Here is a 25756-nt window from a genome sequence, read left to right as displayed (position 1 = left end):
AATGAAAGCGTTGTCGCTGTCTTCGTCGCCAAGGTATGTCGCCCTGCTGGGCTATGGGGGGTTGCTGCCGTTCGTTGGGCTGCTGTTGCTGATTCTTTTTTCAGTCGAATATCGCCCTTTCTTGACGCAAGCGCTGGTCGCCTACGGGGCGGTGATCCTGAGCTTTGTGGGCGCGCTTCATTGGGGGTTCGCCATGACCCTGCAAGGGTTGAGTGCCGATCAATGTCGCGAGCGGTTCATCTGGAGTGTCATCCCGGCACTGATCGCCTGGCCCGCTCTGCTATTGCCGGCACCGCTGGGGCTTTTGCTGCTGATTTTCGGGTTCGTCACGCATTACTGGCAGGACCGGCGTCTGGTGAAGGCGACAACACTGCCCGCCTGGTATTTGCCGATGCGTCTGCGTCTGACGTTGGTCGCGAGTCTTTGCCTGCTGTTGGGTGCGATCACCGTAGCCATTGGCTCATGAATCGCCGGTGTCTGGATCTGTTGCCGGCGAAATTGATGGGCCCGGGTGGATGTTCGACGGATGGTCGAGCCTTGCCTCTTTAAAGCGGCTGGCAGACAAAAAAACACCCCGACAGGCGGGGTGTTCTTCAGTGCGAGGTAATGCTTATGGCACCAGCTTGTCCAGCAGGGCCTTGTCACGCACGGCACCTTTGTCGGCGCTGGTCGCCAGCAGGGCGTAGGCCTTGAGGGCGGTGGTCACCTTGCGAGGGCGCGACTCAACCGGCTTCCAGCCTTTCTTTTCCTGCTCGGCGCGGCGTTCGGCCATTTCCGCGTCGTCGATCATCAGGTTGATCGAGCGATTCGGAATGTCGATCAGCACCTTATCGCCGTCACGAACCAGACCGATCGCGCCGCCGGCTGCGGCTTCAGGAGAAGCATGGCCGATGGACAGGCCCGAGGTCCCGCCCGAGAAACGCCCGTCGGTCAGCAGCGCACAGTCTTTGCCCAGGCCTTTCGACTTCAGGTACGACGTCGGGTACAGCATTTCCTGCATGCCCGGGCCGCCTTTCGGACCTTCGTAACGGATGATCACGATGTCGCCGGCCTTCACCTCGTCCGCCAGAATGCCGCGAACGGCGCTGTCCTGGCTTTCGAAAATCTTGGCGTTGCCTTCGAACACGTGAATTGACTCGTCCACACCCGCAGTTTTGACCACGCAGCCGTCAAGCGCGATGTTGCCGTACAGCACGGCCAGGCCCCCTTCTTGAGAGTAGGCGTGCTCGACGCTACGGATGCAGCCGTTCTCGCGGTCGTCGTCCAGGGTGTCCCAACGGGTCGACTGGCTGAAGGCCGTCTGGGTCGGAATACCGGCAGGGCCCGCTTTGAAGAAGTGATGCACCGCTTCGTCGTCAGTCTGGGTGATGTCCCACTTGGCGATGGCTTCTTCCATGGATTTGCTGTGCACGGTCGGCAGGTCGGTGTGCAGCAGGCCGCCACGGGCCAGCGAGCCCAGAATGCTGAAGATGCCGCCGGCGCGGTGGACGTCTTCCATGTGGTACTTCTGGATATTCGGCGCGACCTTGCACAGTTGCGGCACGCGGCGCGACAGGCGATCGATGTCGCGCAGGTCGAACGGAATCTCGGCTTCCTGGGCAGCGGCCAGCAAATGCAGGATGGTGTTGGTCGAACCGCCCATGGCGATGTCGAGGGTCATTGCGTTTTCAAAGGCCTTGAAGTTGGCGATGTTACGCGGCAGCACCGAGTCGTCATTGTCTTTGTAATAGGTTTTGCACAGGTCGACGATGGTGCGGCCGGCCTGCAGGAACAGCTGTTCGCGGTCGGAGTGGGTCGCCAGCGTCGAGCCGTTGCCCGGCAGCGCAAGGCCCAGGGCTTCGGTCAGGCAGTTCATCGAGTTGGCGGTGAACATCCCGGAGCACGAACCGCACGTCGGGCAGGCGCTGCGCTCGTATTCAGCGACTTTTTCGTCGGACGCGGTGGAGTCGGCAGCGATGACCATGGCGTCGACCAGGTCCAGGCCGTGGCTGGCGAGCTTGGTCTTGCCGGCTTCCATCGGACCGCCGGAAACGAAGACCACCGGGATGTTCAGGCGCAACGCAGCCATCAGCATGCCGGGGGTGATCTTGTCGCAGTTGGAGATGCAGACAATGGCATCGGCGCAGTGGGCGTTGACCATGTACTCGACCGAGTCGGCAATGATCTCGCGGCTTGGCAGCGAATACAGCATCCCGTCATGGCCCATGGCGATGCCGTCATCCACCGCGATGGTGTTGAATTCCTTGGCGACGCCGCCTGCTCTTTCGATCTCGCGCGCCACCAGCTGACCCATGTCCTTCAAGTGGACATGGCCCGGTACGAACTGGGTGAACGAGTTGGCGATGGCGATGATCGGCTTCTTGAAGTCGTCGTCCTTCATGCCCGTGGCACGCCACAAGGCGCGGGCGCCGGCCATATTGCGGCCGTGGGTGGACGTTTTCGAACGGTAATCAGGCATTGGAACACTCCGGCTAATCGGCTGAATAAGGAAGGGAGTGAGCTTCTAGTGACGTCGTGTGCAAAAGGCAGTGACCGGATGCAGCGAAGAAACCGAACGATACGGGATCACCGTACGCCCAGCCTGAGCTCATAAACCCGCCGGGGGATGACTGGCGATGAATAGCGCTGATTCTACACCTGTGAGGGCGGGAGGGAATGGCGGGAAGTGGGGCTGCGGATTCATCGGTCTGATAACACAGATGTATCTGCAGACAAACGCAACTGTGGGAGTGAGCTTGCTCACGAAGGTGGCGGTACATTCGCTAAAGCTTCAGCGGGTGGAACGCCGTCTTCGTGAGCAAGCTCACTCCCACAAGGATCAGTCGCCTACAGATCCGCGCGGGATCTGCATAAATGGGCGATCTCTTTACGCCACAGCCATCAGCTGTTCGGCAGCAACCGGCAGGTGATGCTTTTGATGTAGCGGGTCTCTGGGATCGCAGGGTGGACCGGGTGGTCCGGGCCCTGGCCGCCGCGCTCGAGCAGCTGGATGTTGCGGTCCAGATGGCGGGCGCTGGTCAGCAGGATGTTTTGCAGGTCGTCTTCCGGCAGGTGCATCGAGCAGGAAGCGCTGACCAGAATGCCGTCCTTGCTGAGCAGGCGCATGGCTTGCTCGTTCAGGCGGCGGTAGGCGCCTTCGCCGTTTTTCATGTCTTTCTTGCGTTTGATGAACGCAGGCGGGTCGGCGATGATCACGTCGAAACGCTCTTCAGCGGCTTTCAGCTCCTTCAGCGCTTCAAACACGTCGCCTTCGATGCAGGTGACCTTCTCCGCGAAGCCATTCAGCGCCGCGTTACGCTCTACACCGTCCAGCGCAAAGGCAGACGCATCCACGCAGAACACTTCGCTGGCGCCGAACGCACCGGCCTGGATGCCCCAGCCGCCGATATAACTGAACAGGTCCAGCACACGCTTGCCCTTGGCGTAAGGCGCCAGGCGCGCGCGGTTCATGCGATGGTCGTAGAACCAGCCGGTCTTCTGGCCTTCCATCACCGGCGCTTCGAATTTCACGCCGTTCTCTTCCAGCACGACCCACTCCGGCACCAGGCCGAACGCGGTTTCAACGTAGCGGTTCAGCCCTTCGGCGTCGCGCGCGGCGGAGTCGTTCTTGAGCAGAATGCCGCTCGGTTTGATCACTTGAATCAGCGCAGCCAGCACGTCGTGTTTCAGTTGCTCCATGGCGGCTGACGCCAGCTGCACCACCAGAATGTCGCCGAAACGATCTACAACCAGACCCGGCAGCAGGTCGGAGTCGCCATAGACCAGGCGATAAAACGGCTTGTCGAACAGACGCTCGCGCAGCGACAGGCAGACGTTCAAACGATGAACGAGCAGCGACTTGTCCAGTGGCAGCTTGACGTCGCGGGACAGCAACCGTGCGCAGATCAGGTTTTGCGGGCTCATCGCGACGATGCCCAGCGGCTTGCCGCCCGCGGCTTCGAGAATGGCTTGAGCGCCAGGAGCAAAGCCGTTGAGCGGGGTGGCAGCGACGTCGATTTCGTTGCTGTAGACCCACAAATGACCGGCGCGCAGGCGGCGATCGGCGTTGGGCTTGAGGCGCAAGCTAGGCAGGGACATGACGTCGCTCCGGAAAAAAGAGCGGGAGTATAGCGCGTCAGCCGGCTGGCGGGCGCGCCGTGCTCTGTTACCGTCTGGCTGTCCGTCGGATCCGTTGAATCGTCATCCAGTTGTCGACCCATGGCCGCGAGGGGTTAGAATCGTGGCCTGACCCCGAGTGTGAAGTTATGTCCCAAGAGCTTACGTCCGAGCAGATCCAGCAGGCGTTACAAGGCATCAGCGTTCCGCCCCAGCCGCAAATCATGGTGGATTTGCAGATGGAGCAGTACATGCCCGACCCTGATCTGGGTGCCATCGCCCGGTTGATCGCCCAGGATCCGGGGCTTTCCGGCGCGCTGCTGAAAATCGTCAATTCCAGCCATTACGGCCTGAGCAATAAAATCGCTTCGATTCAGCGGGCGGTGAATCTGCTCGGCAGTCGCTCGGTCATCAACCTGATCAACGCGCAGTCGATCAAGGGCGAGATGAGCGACGAAACCATCGTCGTGCTCAACCGTTTCTGGGACACCGCCCAGGACGTTGCGATGACCAGTCTAACGATCGCCAAGCGCATCGGCTCACAAACCGTGGACGAATCCTACGCGCTGGGTCTGTTTCATGACTGCGGCGTGCCGCTAATGATCAAGCGTTTCCCCGATTACATGAGCGTGCTCGAAGAAGCGTATTCCAACGCCACCGCGGAGTGCCGCGTAGTCGACACCGAGAACAGGCTGCTGAACACCAACCACGCCGTTGTCGGTTATTTCACCGCCAAGTCCTGGCGTTTGCCTGAACATGTCAGCAACGCCATTGCCAATCACCACAACGCGCTGGCGATTTTTCAGGACGACTCGGGTCGCAACGCGCCACTGAAAAACATGCTGGCCGTGCTGAAAATGGCCGAGCATGTGTGCGAATCTCATCGCGTCCTGGGCAACGAGCCCGTCGACCATGAGTGGAACAGCATTGGTCCTCTGGTGCTCGACTACGTCGGCTTCTCTGACTATGACTTCGAAAACCTCAAAGAAAGTATTCGTGAGCTGAGTGCGCACTGACGCTGCGCGCCTGACCTCACCCTTCATCGAGCGGCCCCATGCCTGAATTACCTGAAGTCGAAACCACTCGTCGGGGCATCGCACCGCATCTGGTGGGCCAGCGCGTCAGCCGGGTGATCGTGCGTGATCGTCGCCTGCGCTGGCCGATCCCCGAAGACCTCGACGTGCGCCTGTCGGGGCAGAAAATCGTGGCCGTCGAGCGCCGCGCCAAGTATCTGCTGATCCAGGCGGAGGTCGGCACCCTGATCAGCCACCTCGGCATGTCGGGTAATCTGCGCCTGGTGGATGCCGGTCTGCCGCCGCTCAAGCATGAGCACGTCGACATCGAACTCGAGTCCGGCCTGGCCTTGCGCTACACCGACCCCCGTCGTTTCGGCGCCATGCTCTGGAGCCTTGATCCGCTCAACCACGAGCTGCTCGCGCGCCTGGGGCCGGAACCGCTGACCGAGGTGTTCGATGGCTTGCGTCTGTTCGAGCTTTCTCGCGGCCGGGCGATGGCAGTCAAGCCTTTCATCATGGACAACGCAATCGTGGTGGGCGTCGGCAACATCTATGCGACCGAAGCCCTGTTTGCCGCCGGAATCGATCCGCGCCGTACCGCCGGGAGTGTTTCCAAGGCGCGCTATATAAAGCTGGCGATTGAAATCAAACGCATCCTGGCCGCCGCCATCGAGCGAGGCGGGACGACGCTGCGGGATTTCATCGGCGGCGACGGCCAGCCCGGCTACTTCCAGCAGGAACTGTTCGCGTACGGCCGCGGCGAGCAGCCGTGCAAGGTCTGCGGGACCACGCTGCGAGAAGTGAAGCTGGGTCAGCGGGCCAGCGTTTACTGCCCGAAGTGCCAGAAATAATTCCCGACAGCGACAGGAAGTACTGACCGCCGCTTGGTCGCCAGGGTTTATCCGACGTCTCCTACAGGGCGTGTGTCGTCAGTGAGACACGCCGCCCCTTGCGTAAGCCCGCGCCCTGTTTATAGTGAACAGCTTCATATCTGCCTTAGCCTGAAGGACCATGCCATGAGCCCGTTTCGCATGCTTGCTGCCACGTTGGCCGTGTTCTTCGGCTTGCAACTCACGCCTGCGCTGGCTCAGGACGCGACAGGCAGTGGTGATCCCGTCTACGAAATCGAAAGCCCTCCTGCCTACGCGATGATCGGCGACCTACTGATTGCGCGGCCGATTCTCATCGTTGCCACCGTCATTGGCGCCGGGTTGTTTGTGGTTGCATTGCCGTTTACCGCCGCCGGTGGCGGCATTGGCCGCGCCGGCAAGGCGCTGGTCGTGGATCCGGGCAAGGCGGCATTTGTCCGCTGCCTGGGTTGCACCGGCGATGGTTACGGCAAGCAGGACTGATCGGCGCAGGCGCGCATCAGCTTCAGCGCGCCATCGGGTTTGAAGGTAGTCGACACGCCAATGCCGCGTGGATCACTGGCCGCTTCAACCCGGGCACTGTTCTTGTGCCACAACAACACCTGCTGGTTGCCAAAATCCTTCGCCGTCTCTTTCAGCGTGTAACCGCGCTCGCGCAGGTCAGCCAGTTCCTGCTCCGTGAAAGTCCCAGGCTCGTACTCGACCACATCCGGCGTGTACTGGTGGTGATAGCGCGGCGTTGATGCCCAGTTGGCAATCGGCTGATCATCAAGGTATTGCAGTATCGACAGCAGCACCATGCTGGGGATACGGCTGCCGCCCGGGGTGCCGAAGGCTGCGAGGGACTGCGGGCCTTCTATGAAACTCGGGCTCATGCTGGAGAGGGGCCGCTTGCCCGGCTCAATGGCGTTGGCGTGACCGCCTGCCGCCGCCGAGGTGCTTTGGCCTTTGGGGTCGATGGCAAAGTCGTCCATTTCATCGTTGAGGATGATCCCGGTGCCAGGCACGGTGAACGCGGAGCCGAAGGGCAGATTCAGCGAGAGTGTCGCCGTGACGGCGTTGCCTTCGTTGTCCAGTGCGGCGAAATGGCTGGTGTTGTCGCCCTCACGCCAGCGCGGGGCGGGTGACAGGATGTTGTTGGGCGTGGCGCGGTGGGGGTCGATGCTGGTGGTGAGTTGCAGCAAGTAGTCGGGGGAGAGCAGTTGAGCCAGCGGATTGGGCACGAAGTCAGGGTCCCCCAGCAATACGCGATCACGGTAAGCGCGGCGCAGTGCCTCGATCACCAAGTGCGCCCGCTGGATTTTCCCTGACTCCCGCCACGGCAGTTGTTGCAGCATGAACAGGCTTTGCGCCAGAGCGATGCCACCTGCCGAGGGCGGCGGTGCGCTGATCAGCTCCCGTTGATCGGCCATCTGAACGCGCAGAGGCGTGCGCGTGACGACTTCATATTCTTCGAAATCGTGGTAATTCCAGATGCCCCCTGCGCGGCGAACGCCGCTGACCATTGCCTGCGCCACCAGACCGCTGTAGAACCCTGCGCGGCCATTGTCGGCAAGGCGCTCCAGCGTCTGCGCCAGTTCCGGCTGGGTGATGACGTCACCCAGATTTGGCACATCGTTGTTCCGCAGAAACAGGCGCGCACTCTCCTTGTTATTACGCAGCGCGAACAGCCGCCAACTGGCGCGTTCGCGATAAACGCCGTCCACTTTAAAACCGCGATAGGCGACCCGGATTGCCGGCGCGAGTGAAATCGAAAGCGGCAATCGGCCATAGCGTTCGGCGAGTTCGACCAGCGCAGCGGGAAGCCCGGGAATCGCGGCCGCCAGAGGTCCGTTGAGGGACAGGTCCGGCTGGAGGATCCCTTTGCGGTGGAACATCTTGGGTTTGGATTTGAGCGGCGCCTTTTCCCGCGCGTCGAGAAATTGATACTGAACGGGGATGCCGGATTGGCGCAGCAGGAAAAACCCGCCGCCGCCGAGGCCCGACCCGTAGGGCTCCACGACGGCGAGGGTCGCGCTGATGGCGATTGCGGCATCGAATGCGTTGCCGCCGTCGACCAGGATTTCCTGACCGGCGGCCGTCGCGATGGGGTGCGGACTGGCAATGGCGGCCTGATCAGGGTGATCGGGGCTGGCCTGGGCCGAAAAAACGCACAGCAGAAACACTGCGCCTGACAAAACAGGTATCCGTTCCAGCATAGAGATCATGCGTATCTCGCTCAATTCAACAGGCGTTAAGCCAGTGTCTTCGGCGAAAGCACGTATGCCGACAGGATATGCGTTCGGTTATGCCTTGCTTGTGATCAGGTTGTACTTGGCCATGAGCTCGTCCTTGCTCTCCACGTGGTTTTCATCCAGCGGGATGCAGTCCACAGGGCAGACTTGCTGGCACTGCGGCTCGTCATAGTGACCCACGCATTCGGTGCACAGGTTGGGATTGATCACGTAGATCTCTTCACCCTGGGAAATCGCTTCGTTCGGGCACTCGGGTTCGCAGACGTCGCAGTTGATGCAATCGTCGGTGATGATCAGGGACATGGATACTCCTGCCACGGTCGACACCGGGGCATATCAAAACGAATGCGGCGGATTGTGCCGCATTAGCGCTCGGTATGCACCTCGCCTCGACGCAAGGCCTCAGGCTTTTTTGAAGCGTTCGCTTAGCGCCTGGGCCACGGCGGGGTGTACGAATTTGGTGATATCACCACCTAACGCTGCGATTTCCCTGACCAGCGTAGATGAAATGAACGAATAGCGTTCGGACGGCGTAAGAAAAAGACTTTCGATGTCCGGGGCCAGTTGCTTGTTCATGTTGGCGAGCTGAAATTCGTACTCGAAATCCGACACCGCACGCAGGCCGCGCAGCAGGATGTTGGCGTTCTGTTCCTGGGCGAAGTGCGCCAGCAGTGTCGAGAATCCTACGACTTCCACGTTTTGCAGGTGTTTGGTCGCTTCGCGAGCAAGCGCAACCCGTTGCTCCAGCGGAAACAGGGGGTTTTTCTTGGGGCTGGCGGCGACGGCAATGACCACTTGATCGAACAGGCGCGAAGCGCGCTCGACCAGATCGCCATGACCCTTGGTGATAGGGTCGAAGGTGCCGGGGTACAACACTCGGTTCATCGCGTCGTCCTGGTCGGAGTTCGTTGGGGACTGGATGGTAGCGCAGCACGCTGAGCCGGCCAAGTCGCGCAAGTCTGGAGTGGGCCTGCCGGCGTGATAACCCTTGGTTTTACGGCGTGACGCCAAATGCATTCCCGGCTAAAGCCGGCCCCACAATGTTCCACAGCCATCCCCGCCGACTGCATGCGGTCTCATAGTAGGACCGGCTTCAGCCGGGAAGAGGCCGGTGTGGGCGCCAACAGATTTGCGGGGTGACGCGAGACGCCTTCCCGGCTAAGCCGGCCCCAGAATGTTCCACAGCCAGTCCTGCGGGGCGCGTTGTGTCGGTGTGAATTCGCACACGCATCAGCGCACGAACAGTCGCTGAATCAATTTCTGGATCGCCTTTCCATAGGGCGGGTAGATCAGGCGTGCGGCGTTGAAGCGTTGTTTGATCAGCACGCCTTTGGCATGACTGAACGTCAGAAACCCTTCGTGCCCGTGGTAATGGCCCATGCCCGACGCGCCGATGCCGCCGAAAGGCAAGTCGTCCTGGGCGACATGCAGCAGGGTGTCATTCAGGCAGACGCCGCCCGAATGCGTCTGCTCCAGCACGCGGTTCTGTTCATGTCGGTCGTAGCCGAAGTAGTACAGCGCCAGTGGCCTTGGGCGTTGATTGATGTAGGCGAACGCGTGCTCGATGTGGTCATAGGGCACGATCGGCAGCAGCGGTCCGAAGATCTCGTCCTGCATGATCAGCATGTCGTCGCTCACATCCAGAATCAGGCTGAACGGCATTCTGCGGTCCTGCCCCTCGGCGAACAGCTGAACCACCCGGGCACCCTTGGTTTGCGCGTCGGCGAGATACGAATTCAGCCGTGCGACATGCCGCTGATTGATGATTGCGGTGTAGTCCGGGTTGTCGGCCAGCGTGGGATAAAAACGCGTGACGGCTTCTTTGTAGGACTCAACGAATTCGTCAACGCGGTCCCTGGGCACCAGCACGTAGTCGGGCGCTACGCAGGCTTGTCCGGCGTTGAGGGTTTTGCCGAAAGCGATGCGTTCGGCGGCGTCCTTGAGCGGGACGTCGCGGGACACGATGGCAGGGGATTTACCGCCCAGCTCCAGCGTCACGGGCGTGAGGTTTTCCGCCGCCGCGCGCATGACATGCCGCCCGACGCTGGTGGCGCCCGTGAACAATAAGTGATCAAACGGCAACCTCGAAAAGGCCGCGCCGACCTCCGCCTCCCCCAGCACAACCCCGACGTGATCCTCCGCAAACACTCGTGCCAGCAGGCTTTTTAGCAAAGCGCCGGTGGCGGGCGTGGATTCGCTGAGCTTGAGCATCACGCGGTTACCCGCCGCCAACGCGCCCACCAGCGGCCCGATGGCCAGATACAGCGGGTAATTCCACGGCACCACCACGCCAATCACGCCTAGCGGCTGGTAAACGACTTTCGCGCTCGCGGGCTGGAACGCCAGGCCGACGCTTCGGCGGGAAGGCCGCATCCATTGCTTCAAATGACGCTGGGCATGGCGGATGTTGTGCAGGCAGGGCATCAGCTCGGCGAGGAGCGTTTCATCGGCGCTGCGGTGGCTGAAATCAGCGCTGATCGCGTCAATGATCGCCTGACGTTCAGTGCTGAGCAGCCTGTGCATGCGGTCGAGCCATTGCTTGCGTTCTTGCAGCGTCGGCATCGGATTGGCCGCGAATGCGCGACGTTGTTCATCGAATACCTGCTCCAGGCTGCTGCGAAAGGGAGGGGCATCGTCTGCATAGGGCAGAAGCTTGGATTCGGCGGGCATCGCAGCAGTCCTTATTAAAGTTATGCACTGGTTTTTAGAGTCATTGCTCTACGAAGTCAACGGTCCTTGCATTCGCTCGCAGACGCACGCCAGACTGTCCCGGCTAAAACTAAACTGCCGCCCTGCAACACCTGACACGGAGTCTCAATGCGCACGGACTATCTGGCGTTTTTCATTTCCTTGTTTCTCTCCCGCCTGGCCGATCAGGTTCTGCTGTTTCTGGTGCCGCTGATTGTCTTTCAAACCACCAACAGCGCGTCCCTGGCGGGGCTGGCGTTTTTCGTCGAGACATTGCCGCGCTTCCTTGCCTTCCCGATTTGCGGCGCGCTGTGCGACAAATACTCGCCCATCCGGTTGCTGCACATCAGCCAGATCTACCGCGCATTGATCTGTCTGGTCGCGATGGGGCTGTACGGCCTGTTTGGCGGCATCGGCTGGCTGATCGGGCTGTCGGCGATCTGCGGCGTCCTGACCACCCAGGGGATCATGGCCCGGGAAGTGGTGATGCCGCATATTTTCCCGGATTACCGCTACGGCAAGACGCTCTCCTACTCTCAGATCGCCGACCAGACCGGCCTGGTGCTCGGGCCTTTGCTGGCCGCGCTGGCCCTGGAAATCTGTCCGTGGTGGGGCGTTGTCATCGGTGTGGCGCTGGTGTTCGTTGCGGCGGATCTCGCCATGGGCGTCTGGCAACGCAAGAGCGACGTCACGCTGGAGCGCTTTGATCAGCACGCAGGCCGCTGGACCCAGCCACTGAAAATCGCTTTCGGACACATCTTCCGACTAGCCGAACTGAAGAAGATCATTTTGCTGGCGGTCGGCGTCAACCTGATCGTCGGCGTCACCCTGGCCAGCTCGGCGGCCATGGTGATCGGCTCGTTTGGCGAGAGCAAAGATTTCTACGCCGGTCTGCAGGCGGCGGGCGCCTTGCTGACCATCGCGATTCTGTTTGTTCTGGCCCGAGTCAGCCTGCCGCTGAAACTGCTCGGTGCGATGTCATACATCGCCTTGCTGCTGGGTGCATTCATTACCGCCACGAGTGCGTCATCCGAGGTCTACCTTGTCGGCTTTCTGCTGATCGTCGGCTTCGACAAGATGTTCAACGTCTACATGCGCAGCATTCGTCAGCGGGTCATTCCGGCGCGGGACTTCGGCAAGACCGTCGGCGTCATCACGCTGCTGAACAACCTGTCGCAACCGCTGGCCGGGTTACTGGTGGGAGTGCTGACGGCGCCGATCGGTCTGCGCGGCGTCATTTTAATCAACGTGCTGGCGGCAGCCGTGCTCGGTGTTGGCGTCGCAGCGGTGGTTCGGCTCAGGGTGGCAACGGCCGTGGAGCGATGAAGTCTGCAACGGATCCGACGCTTGCGTTAAGATCCGGCACATCCCTGTTACGTTTCGACGTTCGAGTTGAACATGGCGCCGCGCATCAAAACCGTACGCATCAACACCCGTGAACGCATCGTGCACAGCAGCCTGGAACTGTTCAATCAGCAGGGCGAGCGCAGCGTCAGCACCAATCACATCGCTGCGCACATGGAAATGTCGCCCGGCAATCTGTACTACCACTTCCCCAACAAGCAGGCGATCATCGCCGAGTTGTTCACCGAATACGAAACGCTGGTCGACAGCTTTCTTCACCCGCCCAAGGGCCGTCTACCGGGTGTCGAAGACAAACGCCATTACCTGATGGCGATCATCGACGGCATGTGGCGCTACCGTTTTCTGCACCGCGACCTCGAGCACCTGCTTGAAACCGATCCCGAGCTGGCAGTGCGTTACCGACGCTTTTCCCAACACTGCCTGATCAAGGCGATGTCCATTTACAGCGGCTTTGTCGACGCGCAGATTCTGAGCATGGACAAGGTCCAGATCGAATCGCTGACGCTCAATGCGTGGATCATCCTCACGTCTTGGGTGCGTTTTCTGTGCACCACCCGGGAAAACGCCGCTTACCTGAATGAGGACGCGATACGTCGCGGCGTTTATCAGGTGCTGATGCTGGAACTGGCCTACGTCACGCCCCAGGCGCGGGAAGCAGTGAATGCGCTGTGCGCGGAGTTTTACGTGCCGCTGGCCAAGGCACTGGAAGACGCTGGCTGACTCGGCCCGGTTGTCTCACTCGATTGTCATATCGCCCTTTTTACTGCCTGCAGGAGCCTGTCATGTCCATCGCGCAATTGATCAGCCCGCAACAATTGTCAGAACGCCTGACCCAGCCTGGACTTGTGATACTGGATTGTCGTTCGTCGCTGGACGATCTGGACTACGGCCAGCGCAGCTACGCAGAGGGCCATATCGAAGGCGCGTCCTACGCTGACTTGCTCAATGATCTCAGTGGTGCCATCACCAAGGGTGTGACCGGTCGCCACCCGCTGCCGGATCCGCAGACGCTGATCGAGCGCTTGCGGTTCTGGGGTGTGAACAACCACAGCGATATCGTGCTGTACGACGATGGCCCGGGTGCGTATGCCGCCCGAGCCTGGTGGTTGCTGGCGTGGCTGGGCAAGCGCGACGGCGTGTATGTGCTCGATGGCGGGCTCAAGGCCTGGCATGGGGCGGGTCTGCCGCTGAGTCTTGATCCACCGCACCAACCCGAGGGTTCATTCGACGGCGTGCCAGATGAATCGATGGTGCTGACGGCCGAGCAACTGCAGGCCCGCATCGGCGATCCCGCCATGACGCTAATTGACGCACGTGCCCCCGCGCGGTTCCGGGGTGAGGTCGAGCCCATCGACCCTATTGCGGGGCACATTCCGAGCGCACAGTGCGCGGCATTCACCGACAACCTCGGGCCGGATGGCCGCTTTCTCCCGGCAGAGCAATTGAAGCAGCGCTTCGCCGAGGCACTACAAGGCCGTCCTGCCCATGCGCTCGTCGCCTATTGCGGTTCCGGCGTGACGGCCTGCCACAACCTGTTTGCCTTGGCCCTCGCCGGGTATCCGTTGGGGGCGCTGTACGCGGGATCGTGGAGCGAGTGGATCAATGATCCGCAGCGAGGCGTCGCGACCGGGGACTAAGGTCGCGGCGTATGTGCCTCACATCTGGCCCATCGCCCAGCGCAGCAAGAAGAACACCAGCAACCCGCCGCCGATTGTCGCCAGAAGGTTACGGCTGAATGCCGCAATGCCAATCGACACGATCCCGGCCAGCAAGTAGGTGTTGTCCAGGGACAACTGCCAGTGCGCGCCGTCGGGCAGCAACATGCCAGGGACGACGATGGCGGTCAGCACAGCGGTGGGTACGTAATGCAGGCCTTGGCGCACCAGCGGCGGGAAACGCAGGTTCGGCCAGGCGAACAGGCTGTAGCGCATCAGAAAAGTGATCGCCGCCATGCCCAGAATCAGCCACCAGTACGTCATGGACGCACCTCGTTCGGGGTCATGTCGTCCAGCCTTGCCGCTTGCCTTCTCTCCAGAAACACCCCCGCCGCGATGCCACTGAACGCTGCGGCCATGAGCCCCAGCTTGTAGGGCCATGACCATGTCAGCAGGGCAACCGCGCCAGCGACCAGCGCGGCGGCGATTTGTGGGTGGGTGCGCAGTAGCGGCACGACGATACCGATGAAGGTCGCCAGCATCGCGAACTCCAGGCCCCAACTGGCCATGTCGGGAAAAGCCTGACCAAACAGCACGCCCACCAGCGAGCTGCTTACCCAGCAGGCATACAGCGAGCTCGCCACGCCCAGCCAGTACCAATGCGCGAGCGGCGTCCGGCCGTGGACCAGGTAGTGGCGTTGAACAATGGCGAAAGTTTCGTCCGTCAGCCAGAACGCCAGCAGCAGTCGCCAGCGCTGGGGCAGCCCCTGAACCTGTGGCTGCAGGGTGGCGCTGTACAGCACGTGGCGCAAATTGACGATAAACGTCGTCAACAGAATCACAACCGCGCCGGCCCCGGCGCCCATCAGGCTGATGACGATAAACTGCGCCGATCCTGCGTAAACGAACATCGACATGCCGACCGCCTGCCACAGGGTCAGCCCACCCACACCGGCGAGGGTGCCGAAGATAATGCCGAATGGGGCAATGCCAACCAGCATCGGCACGCTGTCGCGAAGGCCGCGGACGAAGAGTTGATGACGGGACATGGTTTTTCTCCTTATGCCCCGGATGGTAAGCGGGCGGCGCACACGTGTCTTGAACGATCGTGCAGGCGTTAGCGGCTTGGCTGCGTGCCATGGACGTCCGTCAACCACGCCGGAATCCGTTGCTCCAGGTAATACGTCGGCTTTCTAATCGTGCCGCCGACAAAACCCACGTGACCGCCTTTTTTCTGCAGGTCGAATTCGGTGCTGGACGACAGCTCCGAGCCTTCAGGCAGGCTGTGCTTGAACACGAACGGGTCATCAAGAGATTGAATCAGCAGCGTTGGCGTGCGGATGGCGCCGAGGAAGTACCGACTGGAGGCGCGCTGGTAGTAATCATGGGCGTCCACGAATCCATTGAGCGGCGCTGTCACGCGCCCGTCGAAATCCCAGAACGTGCGCATGTCTTTCAGGGAGCCCAGTGCCGCCAGTTCTGCCAGCCCGTCACTGAGGCCTTCGTGCTGAAAGCGTCGCTGCTTGTCTTTGATGTAGCCGACCATCTCGCGCATGAAGTGCCGTTGGTAAACCCGGGAAAACCCCAGCCCGATCCGGTCGGCGCACTCGTCCAGTCGAAACGGCACCGACACCGCCGCAGCCCCCTGCAGGTGGCTGTCGAACCCGGTTTCGCCAAGGTGCTTGAGCAAAATGTTGCCGCCGAGGGAATACCCGACCGCGTAAAGCGGCGCCAACGGTCGAGCCTTGCGCAGATGATCGATCACGGCGGCAAGGTCTTCGCTGGCGCCGGAGTGATAGCTACGGGGCAACAGGTTCGGCTCCCCTGAACAACCTCGCCAGTTGAGGGCAACGCTGGCCCAGCCGCGTTTTTCCATGGCGTGCTGCAGCCCGGCGACATAGGGGGAGTTGGACGAGCCGGTCAGACCGTGCAGCACCAGCACGACCGGCACAGTGGCGTCGTGCGGGCCGTGCCAGTCCATGTCGAGGAAATCACCGTCTTCCAGCCAGATGCGCTCGCGCCGACGCTCGAGGTGAGTGGTCGGCCGCCAGAGCGGTCCCCACAGGGTCTGCAAGTGCGGGTTGCCCAGGCCGAATGCCGGGACAAACCCGGGAAGGTCAGCTCGCGACCGCACTGCGTTCCCACACCGCGTAGTGAACCTGACCGGCTTTCTTTTCACGGTGCAGGCGCCAGTTGGCGGGCATGCCCAGCGTCGACGGCGCGGTTTCGCTTTCGGTGTAGATCCACGCGCTGTCCGCCAGCCAGTTGCGCTCTTCCAGCAGCGTGCAGGCAGGCATCAGCAAGTCCTGGTGGAACGGCGGGTCGAGGAACACTACGTCGAACTGTTCGGCCGGCTGGGTCTCCAGATGACGGAGCGCGTCGCCGGTAGCGGTTTTGCCGACGGTGCAACGCAGCGTGCCGAGGTGTTCGCGCAGGCTGGAGATCGCCATCGAGTTGGTGTCCAGCGCCAGACCCATGCTGGCGCCGCGGGACAGGGCTTCAAGGTACAGCGCGCCGCTGCCGGCGAACGGATCGAGCACGCGCGCGCCCTCGATGTACGGGGCCAGCCAGTTGAACAGGGTTTCCCGCACACGGTCCGGCGTCGGACGCAGACCGGGGGCGTCAGGGAAACTCAGACGGCGACTGCGCCATTCGCCGCCGATGATCCGCAGTTGGCCCAGGCCCGTGTGGATTTTGTGCCCTTTGTGGATACGCGGCGGCTTGGAAGTCGAGGTCATCAGTGCTCCGGAACACCGAGCGGTTGCTCGGCGGGTTTGTCAGTAGGGGGTGGCAGTGGCTTCTGCGGGACGGTCGGACCTGCGGTCACGATCACCAGCTTGTCGGCGTCCAGATGTTTGTTCATCACGGTCTTGATCTGCTCGACCGTGACGCTCTGGGACTGCGTCATGAAATCTTCGAGGTAGGTCAGCGGCAGATTATAGAAGCCGACTGCGCCCAGTTGGCCAACGATGGCCGCATTGCTGGCAGTCGCCAGTGGAAAGCTGCCGGCCAGTTCGCGCTTGGCATCATCGAGCTCTTTTTGGGTCGGGCCGTTGGCAAGGAAGTCACGGGTGATGTCCTTCACCAGCTTGAGGGTGTTTTCGCTGAGTTCGGCCCGGGTCTGCAGGCTGATCATGAACGGACCTTGTGCCTGCATCGGCGTAAAGCCCGAAGAGACGCCGTAGGTCAGGCCACGTTTTTCCCTCACTTCGCTCATCAGACGGCTGCCGAAGCCGCCGCCACCGAGGATCGAGTTGCCCAGTGACAGGGCCGCGTAATCAGGATCGCCGCGAGTGATGCCCAGTTCAGCCAGCATCAGGTGCGTCTGCTTGGACGGAAACTCGATGTGAGTCTCACTCGGCTTGGGTTCGGTGGGTGCGACGGTTGGCGCCAGCGCCGGGCCTTTGGGGAGCGCAGCGGAAACTTGCGCCGCAACGGCTTCGGCTTCCGCTCGCGTCAGGTCTCCGGCCAGCGCAATCACTGCGTTGCCAGCGGCGTAGGCCTTGGCATGAAAGGCCTTCAGTTGAGCCAAGGTCAGAGGCGCGATGCTTTTGGCCGTGCCCATGCTCGGATGCGCGTAGGGATGATCGCCGTACAACCGCTTGAACAGCTCATCGCCTGCGAGCTTGCCAGGGTTCTGCTTTTGATATTCGAAGCTCGCCAGCAACTGGTTTTTGATCCGCGCCAGCGAGTCCGCTGGGAAGGTCGGTTTGCCCACCACCTCGGCAAACAGTTTCAACGCGGGCTCGCGCTTGTCGGCGGCGCTCAGGCTGCGCAGCGAAGCGATCGCCATGTCGCGATAGGATCCGTTGCCGAAATCAGCGCCCAGCCCTTCGAAACCTTCGGCGATGGCGCTGACGTTCTTGCCTTTGACGCCCTCGTTGAGCATCGCGTTGGTGACCAGCGCAATACCAGGATTGGCGCCGTCCTGGCTGCTGCCGGCCGCGAACAGCAGGCGCATGTCGAACATCGGCAGTTCATGGGCTTCGACGAAGAGCACGCGAGCGCCTTCGGCGGTATTCCACGACTGGATGTTCAGCGAGCGGCGAGCCGGCGCTTTACCGTCCAGCTCTTTCAGGGATTCCAGCGTGTTGGCGGCCTTATCGATGGCTTTCGGGGCTTCGGCGGTCTCTGCCATCGCCGATGCCGCACCGAACAGACCAAACGTGACGGCAAGTGCGAAGGAGCAGGTCCGCGTTCGCGCAAAACGGGATTCGTTGCGCTGGTTCATTGGGCTTTCTCCTCAGGCAAAACATGCGCAACGGCAAGGCGCTCGCGGGTGAAGTACGTACGGGCGGCTTTCTGAATGTCTTCCGGCGTCACGCTTTGCAGCGCGGCCAGTTCCTGATCGATGAGTTTCCAGGACAGGCCGACTGTTTCCAGTTCGCCAATGGTGCTGGCCTGACTGGTAATGGAATCGCGCTCATAGACCAATCCGGCAATCACCTGGGCCCGGACCCGTTCCAGCTCTTCCTTGGCGGGCGGCTTGGTTTTCAGCTCGTCGAGCAGGCGCCAGATGCCGGCTTCAGCGTCGGCGAGGGTTTTCTTCTTCTGCTGATTGGGCGTGGCGCTGATGGTGAACAGGCTGTCGCCGCGGGTGTAGGCGTCGTAATCGGATGAGGCGCCGGTTACCAGCTCTTCGCCACGCTCCAGGCGGGTCGGGATGCGCGCACTATAGCCGCCGTCGAGCAAGGCCGAAATCAGGCGCAGTGCGTTGACCGACTGTGGATCGGTGGCGGTGGCCAGGCTCGGCACATTGAAGCCATACATCAGGCTCGGCATCTGCGTGGCGACATGCACGGTGATCTGGCGCAGGCCGGGCTCGGCCAGCTCCAGCGGCTTTTTCGACGGCGGTACATCGCGGCGCGGCACCGGGCCGAAGAAGCGCTCAGCCAGGGCTTTTACTTCATCGGGCTTCACGTCACCGACCACCACCAGCGTGGCGTTGTTGGGGACGTACCAGGATTCATACCAGTGGCGCAGCTCCTCGACCTTCATACGCTCAAGGTCCGCCATCCAGCCAATGGTCGGCGTGTGGTAGCCGCTGGCGGGGTAAGCGATGGCCTTGAAGCGCTCGTAGGCCTTGGCGTTCGGCTTGTCATCGGTGCGCAGGCGGCGCTCTTCCTTGATGACTTCGATCTCCCGGGCGAACTCTTCAGGGGGCAGGCGCAGGGTGGCCATGCGGTCGGCTTCCAGTTCGAAGGCAACAGCCAGTCGATCACGGGCCAGCACTTGGTAATAAGCGGTGTAATCATCGCTGGTGAAGGCGTTCTCTTCAGCGCCCAGGTCGCGCAGGATCAGCGATGCTTCGCCCGGACCTGCCTTGGAGCTGCCCTTGAACATCATGTGTTCCAGCGCGTGGGAAAGGCCCGTCTGGCCAGGCGTCTCGTAACTGGAGCCGACCTTGTACCAGACCTGTGAAACCACGACCGGCGCGCGGTGATCTTCACGGACGACGACCTTCAGGCCGTTGTCCAGCGTGAATTCGGTGGTGGGTTGTGGGTCGGCAGCCGATGCGGCGAAGGGCAAACAGATTGTGCTGAGCAGCAGGCCTGCGGCACAGCGGGCTAGAGCATTCATTCGTGATTTGAACCTTGGAGACGGCCTGCTTAGCGTCAGCGGGCGCGGGGGTGTTAGGATAGCGGCCAGTTCGCTCGGCGACTATGGCTGTGACGTAGGACTCTTCGTCCAGTGCCGGAAGGCGATGCGCAAAAGGCGTAAACGGAAGGGCTCTGGCTGAACAAGCGGGCTCGATTACAGTCTGTTTCGCATACAGAATTTTTCAGAGGCGCCGCTCTGGCGCGTCGTTACCGTGAGATAGCCGTCCTCCATGTTTGGTTCCAACGACGACAAAAAGACCCCAGCCCCGGCTGGCGAGAAGAAAGGCCTGTTCGGATGGCTGCGCAAAAAGCCGCAGGAAGCCACTCCAGAACCGCCTCAGAATGCCCCCGCACCCGCGCCAGAATCCGTGCCCAACCAGGCGCCGGCTGTTGCTGAGCAGATCAACGCCCCGGTCATCCCCGCCGAGCGCGCGCCGCAACCCACGTCGCAGCCCTTGCCACAAACAGCGACGACTGAAGCGCTTTCGGCCCCGGTCGAAGATCCTTGGCTTCACCTGCCTGTTGCTGAAGAGCCCGTCGCTTTCACCGATGAGCGCGAGCCTCACGTTACGCCGCCCATCCCGGTTCACACCGAGTCCAACGTGGAATCTGCGGCCGCTCCCTTGGCTGAAGTCCCCGCTCAACCGGCGCTCATCGACACCACCTCGTTCGAAGTGGCTCCGTCTGTCGAGCCGACCCCGGTCGCGCTGCCTGATCCGGTGTCTGGCAATGATCTCCCGTCGCTGACGCCGCCGTTGACGACAGCGCCGAGGTTTCCAGCCGCAGCTGCGGTGCCCGTTCTTGAAACCAATGTGCCGCCTGTCCCGTTCGAAGGATCCGCCGCACCCAAGCAGCCTGGTTTCTTCGCGCGCCTGAAGCAGGGCCTGTCGAAAACCAGCGCCAGCCTGGGCGAAGGCATGGCCAGCCTGTTCCTCGGCAAAAAAGCCATCGACGACGACATGCTCGACGAGCTGGAAACCCGGCTGTTGACTGCCGACGTCGGCGTGGAAGCAACGTCGGCGATCGTGCGCAACTTGACGCAGAAAGTAGCGCGCAAGCAGCTCACCGACAGCGATGCGCTGTACAAGTCGCTGCAGAACGAGCTGACTGAAATGCTCAAGCCGGTGGAAGCTCCGCTGGTCATCACTTCGCAGCACAAGCCTTTCGTGATTCTGGTCGTTGGCGTCAACGGCGCGGGTAAAACCACCACCATTGGCAAGCTCGCCAAGAAGCTTCAGCTGGAAGGCAAGAAGGTCATGCTGGCGGCAGGCGACACCTTCCGCGCCGCAGCCGTTGAGCAGCTGCAGGTCTGGGGCGAGCGCAACAAGATCCCGGTCATTGCCCAGCACACAGGCGCCGACTCGGCATCGGTGATTTTTGATGCCGTTCAGGCCGCCAAAGCGCGCGGTATCGATGTGCTGATCGCCGACACGGCGGGCCGCCTGCACACCAAAGACAACCTGATGGAAGAGCTGAAGAAGGTTCGCCGCGTGATCGGCAAGCTCGACGCCGACGCGCCCCACGAAGTGCTTCTGGTGCTGGACGCCGGTACGGGCCAGAACGCGATCAACCAGGCCAAACAGTTCAACCAGACCGTCCAGCTCACCGGCCTTGCGCTGACCAAGCTCGACGGTACCGCCAAGGGCGGCGTGATCTTCGCCCTGGCCAAGCAGTTCGGTCTGCCGATTCGCTACATCGGTGTCGGTGAAGGCATCGACGATCTGCGCACCTTCGAAGCCGAGCCGTTCGTCCAAGCCCTATTCGCCGAGCGGGAGCGCCCATGATTCGTTTCGAACAGGTCGGTAAACGCTATCCGAACGGACACGTCGGCTTGCATGAGCTGAGCTTTCGAGTACGTCGTGGCGAATTTCTGTTTGTGACCGGTCACTCCGGCGCGGGCAAAAGTACCTTGCTGCGCCTGCTGCTGGCGATGGAGCGTCCGACCACGGGCAAGCTGTTGCTGGCGGGTCAGGACCTGGGTCAGATCAGCACCGCGCAGATTCCGTTTTTGCGTCGGCAGATCGGCGTCGTGTTCCAGAACCACCAATTGCTGTTTGATCGCACGGTGTTCAATAACGTCGCGCTGCCGCTGCAGATCCTCGGCCTGTCCAAAACCGAAGTGGTCAAGCGCGTCGACTCGGCCCTTGAGCGCGTTGCGTTATCGGACAAAGCCGAGCTGTACCCGGGCGATTTGTCCACCGGTCAGCAACAGCGCGTGGGCATCGCCCGCGCCATCGTTCACCGCCCGGCCCTGCTGCTGGCGGACGAACCCACTGGTAACCTCGACCCGCGACTGGCAGCTGAAATCATGGGTGTGTTCGAAGACATCAACCGTCTGGGCACCAGTGTGCTGATTGCAAGCCATGACCTCGCATTGATCGCGCGGATGCGCCATCGCATGCTGACGTTGCAACGCGGCCGACTGATCGGCGACGGGGAGGCTGGCGTATGAGTGCCACTCGCAGTCCCAAGGTGTCCGAACGCGTAGCGCCAAAAGCTTCAGACCCGGCGCCGCAAAAGAAAAAGAAACGCGATGACGACGATGGCCCGAGCTTCGGCGAGTTGTTCAACGCCTGGATCGAGGCCCACCGGTCAAGCCTGCTGGACAGCCTGCGCCGTCTCGGCAAGCAGCCCATTGGCAGCTTTTTTACCTGTCTGGTGATGGCCATTGCGCTGAGTTTGCCGATGGGCTTGTCGTTGTTGCTGAGCAATGTCGAGCGTTTGGGCGGATCCTGGCAGCGCGCGGCGCAGATATCTCTGTACCTGCAACTGGACGCATCGCCGAGTGAAGGCGAGGGCCTTGTCCGTCAGATCAAGGAAATGGGCGGCGTCGCCGATGCCGAATACATCAGCCGCGATGAGGCACTGAACGAGTTCCAGAAGCAGTCCGGTCTGGGCGAGGCACTGAAGGAGTTGCCTGAAAACCCGCTGCCCGGCGTTGTGCTGGTTACACCGTTGGAAGTTGACAAAGCCGCGCTGGAAGCATTACGTACGCATCTGGCCGAGTTGCCTAAAGTGCAGCAGGCCCAGCTTGATCTGGTCTGGGTCGAGCGGTTGGCAGCGATCCTCAAGCTGGGTGACCGGTTCGTGTTCGGCCTGACCGTGTTGCTCGTCGCGGCGCTCCTGTTGGTCATCGGCAACACCATTCGTCTGCACATCGAGAACCGTCGTACGGAAATCGAGGTCATCAAGTTAGTAGGCGGTACGGACAGTTACGTCCGTCGGCCCTTCCTTTATATGGGGGCGTTGTACGGGCTGGGTGCCGGAGTTCTTTCCTGGGGTGTTCTGGCTTTCGGGCTAGACTGGTTGAACGAAGCGGTGGTCCGGCTGGCCGGACTCTACGGCAGCAATTTTGCCCTTGCAGGCGTGCCAGTGTCAGACGGCGTGTCGCTCTTGCTTGGAGCGGTGCTGTTGGGGTATATCGGTGCGTGGATTGCAGTGGCACGCCATTTAAGAGAGTTGGCGCCTCGTTAGTGTTGAGTAGCTACAGTGTTCAGGCGCTGCGTCGTTAGTAAATTTTGTTTCACCTATTGACTTTTCAGCTAAGGGAACTTGTCTAGCGGTTCCCGGTCAATTTCGCAGTGCTGAACTGCACGAGTTATGTGTCGGAGGTTTTTCGTAATGACCAATTCTTTGCAACCTGCGTATGCCTTAGTCCCGGGTGCGAACCTGGAAGCCTATGTGCACACGGTTAACAGCATCCCACTGCTGACGCCAGAGCAGGAGCGTGAACTGGCGGAGAGTCTCTACTATGAGCAGGATTTGGGGGCGGCTCGGCAGATGGTGCTCGCCCACCTGCGATTTGTCGTGCATATCGCACGCAGTTATTCCGGTTATGGCCTGGCTCAGGCTGACCTGATTCAGGAAGGTAACGTCGGCCTGATGAAGGCCGTGAAGCGCTTCAATCCAGAGATGGGTGTGCGCCTGGTGTCCTTTGCCGTGCACTGGATCAAGGCCGAGATTCACGAGTTCATCCTGCGTAACTGGCGCATCGTGAAGGTCGCGACCACCAAGGCTCAGCGCAAACTGTTCTTCAACCTGCGGAGCCAGAAGAAGCGTCTGGCTTGGTTGAACAACGAAGAAGTCCATCGCGTTGCCGAAAGCCTGGGTGTCGAACCCCGCGAAGTGCGCGAGATGGAAAGTCGTCTGACCGGCCACGACATGGCATTCGACCCAGCGGCAGAAGCCGACGATGACAGCGCTTTCCAGTCGCCGGCCAACTACCTGGAAGACCATCGCTACGATCCGGCGCGTCAGCTGGAAGATTCCGACTGGACGGACAGCTCGACGGCCAACCTGCACGAAGCACTGAACGTGCTCGACGACCGCAGCCGCGACATTCTGTATCAGCGCTGGCTGGCGGAAGAGAAGGCCACGCTGCACGACCTGGCCGAGAAGTACAACGTCTCGGCCGAGCGTATTCGTCAGCTGGAGAAGAGCGCGATGAACAAGCTGAAGCTGTCGATTGCTGCCTGATCGTTACGCCGTTACGCAAAACGCCCCGAGATGATCGGGGCGTTTTTGTTTGTGGGATGTATCTCAGTAGGACCGGCTTCAGCCGGGAAGAAGCCGGGTTGAGCGCCATTAGGCTTGCGGCGTGACGTGTGACGCGTTCCCGGCTAAAGCCGGTCCTACGAAAGCTTAAAGCCAGTCCTACGAAAGCCATAAAGCCAGACTTGGGCTCACCACTTCCGGCTGTGATTCAACCCCATCAAATACTCATCCCCACCCAGCTGACGCATCTGCTGGCGGATCCAGCCTGCCCGCTGTGAGACATAGCCACTGGGGTGGCTGGCGCTCCATTCCCGTGGGTTGGGCAGGACGGCGGCCAAATAACTTGCCTGCTGCGTGGACAGCTGACTGGCATTCACATGGAAGTGATGCTGCGCGGCCGCTTGGGCGCCGAAGACGCCGTCGTCCCATTCGACGCTGTTCAGGTACACCTCAAGAATGCGCTGCTTGGACCAAAACACCTCGATCAGCGCGGTGAACCAGGCTTCCAGGCCTTTGCGGAAGTAGCTGCGGCCCGACCACAGAAACAGGTTTTTCGACACCTGCTGGCTCAGCGTGCTGGCCCCGCGCAGGGAGCCGCCGCGTTCGTTATGAACCAGTGCCGCCTGAATGGCGTCGATATCGAAACCCCAGTGCTCGGCAAACTTCTGGTCCTCGCCGGCAATGACAGCGATTTTCAGGTCATCGGAGATGTTGTCCCATGACTCCCAGTCGCGCTGCAGGTCAATGGGCTGACCGTCGAACCAGGATTCAATTTTGCGCTCGACCATCAAGCCGGTAAACGGAGGAGGGACCCAACGGAAAATCAGCACCAGCACGACACTCGTCGCTGCAAACCAGAGCAGGCCTTTGGCGACACGACGGAGAAGTAATTGCAGCATAGAGATGGCTTGGCCGAAGCGTTTGAGCGGGCCATTATACAGACCACGCGTCATTGAACTTGCCTGGAGTTGTACATGTTACGAACCTTTCTGATGCTGGCCTCCTTCTTCGGATTCACCGGCGTCGCCCTTGGCGCGTTCGCTGCCCACGGCCTGAAAAACCGCCTGACCCCCGAGTACCTGGCGGTCTTCCACACCGGCGTGCTCTACCAGCTGATTCATGCGCTGGCGATTTTCGGCGTGGCGCTGCTGGCGATGCAGATCCAGGGCCGGCTCGTCACCTACGCAGGCATCTCCTTCACACTGGGCATCATCCTGTTTTCCGGCAGCCTCTACTTGATGACGCTGACCGGCGCGACCAAGCTGGGCATCATCACCCCCTTCGGCGGCCTGTTTTTCCTGATCGGCTGGGCGATTCTCGGCTGGACGGCATGGCGCCTGGGGCTCGACACGCTTTAATCCCGCCTGGGGCGCGCGCCTGTCGCGGACGCGCCCCATACCCAGGCTACGCCCGAGACGAATGGCGTGGCTTTGCCTTGGTCATACCGGCCGATCGGGCTAGAATGCTCGCCCCCTAAAATGATGGCTGCCCCTCGCATGCGCATTCAGTTGAACGGTGAATCCTTTGAGCTGCCCGACGGCGAAACCGTCGCGGGATTGCTCACACGTCTGGATCTGGCCGGGCGCCGAGTCGCCGTCGAGCTCAATCTGGACATCGTCCCGCGCAGCCAGCATGCCGCCACGACGCTGACCGAAGGCGATCAGGTCGAAGTGGTGCACGCCATCGGTGGCGGCTAGCCTTCGACGTGCCGCCGGCCTGATCCGCAGGCACTGCAAAAAC

25 protein-coding genes and 1 pseudogene are annotated in these 25756 nt (G+C 61.4%); 13 read left to right on the top strand and 13 right to left on the bottom strand.

From position 1 onward, the window contains the following. The first annotated feature begins 1 nt into the window (after window position 1). Entirely contained in the window at window positions 2-466 is a 465-nt protein-coding gene (locus AC07RO_RS22995; RefSeq protein WP_346630906.1) for a DUF3429 domain-containing protein, read from the top strand. A 144-nt stretch (window positions 467-610) separates the two neighbouring features. Here AC07RO_RS22995 and ilvD read toward each other — a convergent pair whose 3' ends face one another. Next, complete coding sequence (gene ilvD / locus AC07RO_RS22990) at window positions 611-2458, bottom strand: dihydroxy-acid dehydratase (protein ID WP_282373373.1); 1848 nt, start codon at window positions 2456-2458, stop codon at window positions 611-613. A 422-nt stretch (window positions 2459-2880) separates the two neighbouring features. Continuing rightward, on the bottom strand, window positions 2881-4077 hold the full coding sequence (locus AC07RO_RS22985; RefSeq protein WP_495087138.1) for a class I SAM-dependent rRNA methyltransferase: 1197 nt from the start codon (window positions 4075-4077) through the stop codon (window positions 2881-2883). Between the two features lie 167 nt (window positions 4078-4244). Between AC07RO_RS22985 and AC07RO_RS22980 the strand changes: the two genes are divergently transcribed. The 3 genes from AC07RO_RS22980 to AC07RO_RS22970 all read left to right on the top strand — a co-directional run bounded on the left by AC07RO_RS22980 (window position 4245) and on the right by AC07RO_RS22970 (window position 6463). Continuing rightward, on the top strand, window positions 4245-5111 hold the full coding sequence (locus AC07RO_RS22980; RefSeq protein WP_192173003.1) for an HDOD domain-containing protein: 867 nt from the start codon (window positions 4245-4247) through the stop codon (window positions 5109-5111). 38 nt (window positions 5112-5149) lie between these two features. Then, window positions 5150-5962, top strand: a complete 813-nt coding sequence (mutM, locus tag AC07RO_RS22975) for a bifunctional DNA-formamidopyrimidine glycosylase/DNA-(apurinic or apyrimidinic site) lyase (RefSeq protein ID WP_192173002.1) — start codon at window positions 5150-5152, stop codon at window positions 5960-5962. 165 nt (window positions 5963-6127) lie between these two features. Further along, complete coding sequence (locus tag AC07RO_RS22970; RefSeq protein WP_495087137.1) at window positions 6128-6463, top strand: multidrug transporter; 336 nt, start codon at window positions 6128-6130, stop codon at window positions 6461-6463. Here the strand turns inward: AC07RO_RS22970 and ggt are convergent. From ggt to AC07RO_RS22950, 4 genes are all read right to left on the bottom strand, one after another. After that, complete coding sequence (ggt, locus tag AC07RO_RS22965) at window positions 6445-8178, bottom strand: gamma-glutamyltransferase (protein ID WP_495087175.1); 1734 nt, start codon at window positions 8176-8178, stop codon at window positions 6445-6447. The genes AC07RO_RS22970 and ggt overlap by 19 nt on opposite strands. A gap of 87 nt (window positions 8179-8265) precedes the next feature. After that, complete coding sequence (locus tag AC07RO_RS22960) at window positions 8266-8517, bottom strand: YfhL family 4Fe-4S dicluster ferredoxin (RefSeq protein ID WP_065991092.1); 252 nt, start codon at window positions 8515-8517, stop codon at window positions 8266-8268. A 99-nt stretch (window positions 8518-8616) separates the two neighbouring features. Continuing rightward, complete coding sequence (coaD, locus tag AC07RO_RS22955) at window positions 8617-9099, bottom strand: pantetheine-phosphate adenylyltransferase (RefSeq protein WP_282368658.1); 483 nt, start codon at window positions 9097-9099, stop codon at window positions 8617-8619. 345 nt (window positions 9100-9444) lie between these two features. Continuing rightward, window positions 9445-10884 carry a coniferyl aldehyde dehydrogenase gene (locus tag AC07RO_RS22950; protein WP_495087136.1) on the bottom strand — a complete coding sequence of 480 codons (1440 nt, stop codon included), beginning with the start codon at window positions 10882-10884 and terminating at the stop codon, window positions 9445-9447. 147 nt (window positions 10885-11031) lie between these two features. On the opposite strand from AC07RO_RS22950, the gene AC07RO_RS22945 reads away from it, so the two are divergent. From AC07RO_RS22945 to AC07RO_RS22935, 3 genes are all read left to right on the top strand, one after another. Continuing rightward, complete coding sequence (locus AC07RO_RS22945) at window positions 11032-12228, top strand: MFS transporter (protein WP_346627259.1); 1197 nt, start codon at window positions 11032-11034, stop codon at window positions 12226-12228. 72 nt (window positions 12229-12300) lie between these two features. Continuing rightward, window positions 12301-12987 carry a TetR/AcrR family transcriptional regulator gene (locus AC07RO_RS22940; RefSeq protein ID WP_346627258.1) on the top strand — a complete coding sequence of 229 codons (687 nt, stop codon included), beginning with the start codon at window positions 12301-12303 and terminating at the stop codon, window positions 12985-12987. Window positions 12988-13049: 62 nt separating this feature from the next. After that, window positions 13050-13904, top strand: coding sequence for a sulfurtransferase (locus AC07RO_RS22935; protein ID WP_346627257.1), 855 nt, complete (start codon window positions 13050-13052; stop codon window positions 13902-13904). Window positions 13905-13922: 18 nt separating this feature from the next. Here the strand turns inward: AC07RO_RS22935 and AC07RO_RS22930 are convergent, their stop codons facing one another. The 6 genes and pseudogenes from AC07RO_RS22930 to AC07RO_RS22905 all read right to left on the bottom strand — a co-directional run bounded on the left by AC07RO_RS22930 (window position 13923) and on the right by AC07RO_RS22905 (window position 19502). Then, on the bottom strand, window positions 13923-14246 hold the full coding sequence (locus AC07RO_RS22930) for an AzlD domain-containing protein (protein WP_495009668.1): 324 nt from the start codon (window positions 14244-14246) through the stop codon (window positions 13923-13925). After that, window positions 14243-14971 (bottom strand): AzlC family ABC transporter permease, encoded by a 729-nt coding sequence (locus AC07RO_RS22925; protein WP_495087135.1) that lies wholly within the window; start codon window positions 14969-14971, stop codon window positions 14243-14245. The genes AC07RO_RS22930 and AC07RO_RS22925 overlap by 4 nt, the downstream gene beginning before the upstream one ends. A 68-nt stretch (window positions 14972-15039) precedes the next feature. Beyond that, window positions 15040-16056 carry a hydrolase gene (locus AC07RO_RS22920; protein ID WP_192172992.1) on the bottom strand — a complete coding sequence of 339 codons (1017 nt, stop codon included), beginning with the start codon at window positions 16054-16056 and terminating at the stop codon, window positions 15040-15042. Further along, a complete protein-coding gene (rsmD, locus tag AC07RO_RS22915) occupies window positions 16040-16660 on the bottom strand; it encodes a 16S rRNA (guanine(966)-N(2))-methyltransferase RsmD (protein ID WP_065991110.1) in 621 nt (206 codons plus the stop codon). Before rsmD ends, AC07RO_RS22920 begins: the two co-directional genes overlap by 17 nt. Beyond that, window positions 16660-18036, bottom strand: a pseudogene (locus AC07RO_RS22910) (M16 family metallopeptidase); the annotation flags it as partial. The gene rsmD and the pseudogene AC07RO_RS22910, both read right to left, overlap by 1 nt. A gap of 113 nt (window positions 18037-18149) precedes the next feature. Next, window positions 18150-19502: a M16 family metallopeptidase gene (locus AC07RO_RS22905; RefSeq protein ID WP_108121025.1), complete on the bottom strand. Its 1353-nt coding sequence runs from the start codon at window positions 19500-19502 to the stop codon at window positions 18150-18152. A gap of 250 nt (window positions 19503-19752) precedes the next feature. Between AC07RO_RS22905 and ftsY the strand changes: the two genes are divergently transcribed. The 4 genes from ftsY (at window position 19753) to rpoH (ending at window position 23998) form a co-directional block, all read left to right on the top strand. Continuing rightward, the gene (gene ftsY, locus AC07RO_RS22900) at window positions 19753-21306 is read left to right on the top strand and encodes a signal recognition particle-docking protein FtsY (RefSeq protein WP_346630916.1); all 1554 of its coding nucleotides are present in this window, start codon (window positions 19753-19755) and stop codon (window positions 21304-21306) included. Beyond that, window positions 21303-21974 (top strand): cell division ATP-binding protein FtsE, encoded by a 672-nt coding sequence (gene ftsE, locus AC07RO_RS22895; protein WP_037018829.1) that lies wholly within the window; start codon window positions 21303-21305, stop codon window positions 21972-21974. The genes ftsY and ftsE overlap by 4 nt, the downstream gene beginning before the upstream one ends. After that, window positions 21971-22996, top strand: a complete 1026-nt coding sequence (ftsX, locus tag AC07RO_RS22890; protein ID WP_192172988.1) for a permease-like cell division protein FtsX — start codon at window positions 21971-21973, stop codon at window positions 22994-22996. Before ftsE ends, ftsX begins: the two co-directional genes overlap by 4 nt. Before the next feature lie 147 nt (window positions 22997-23143). Next, on the top strand, window positions 23144-23998 hold the full coding sequence (gene rpoH / locus AC07RO_RS22885) for an RNA polymerase sigma factor RpoH (protein ID WP_065991120.1): 855 nt from the start codon (window positions 23144-23146) through the stop codon (window positions 23996-23998). Between the two features lie 206 nt (window positions 23999-24204). On the opposite strand, the gene mtgA is transcribed toward rpoH, so the two are convergent. Next, a complete protein-coding gene (mtgA, locus tag AC07RO_RS22880; RefSeq protein ID WP_346630917.1) occupies window positions 24205-24915 on the bottom strand; it encodes a monofunctional biosynthetic peptidoglycan transglycosylase in 711 nt (236 codons plus the stop codon). A 75-nt stretch (window positions 24916-24990) separates the two neighbouring features. Between mtgA and AC07RO_RS22875 the strand changes: the two genes are divergently transcribed. Both AC07RO_RS22875 and thiS read left to right on the top strand, forming a co-directional pair. Continuing rightward, window positions 24991-25374 carry a DUF423 domain-containing protein gene (locus AC07RO_RS22875; RefSeq protein WP_065991125.1) on the top strand — a complete coding sequence of 128 codons (384 nt, stop codon included), beginning with the start codon at window positions 24991-24993 and terminating at the stop codon, window positions 25372-25374. A gap of 138 nt (window positions 25375-25512) precedes the next feature. Continuing rightward, window positions 25513-25713 carry a sulfur carrier protein ThiS gene (gene thiS, locus AC07RO_RS22870; RefSeq protein ID WP_346630918.1) on the top strand — a complete coding sequence of 67 codons (201 nt, stop codon included), beginning with the start codon at window positions 25513-25515 and terminating at the stop codon, window positions 25711-25713. Window positions 25714-25756: the final 43 nt, after the last annotated feature.

The organism is Pseudomonas sp. GW821-FHT07F05, assembly GCF_059418765.1.
The sequence above is the reverse complement of the archived record's forward strand: the minus strand, read 5'-3'. Positions and strand labels throughout refer to the sequence as shown.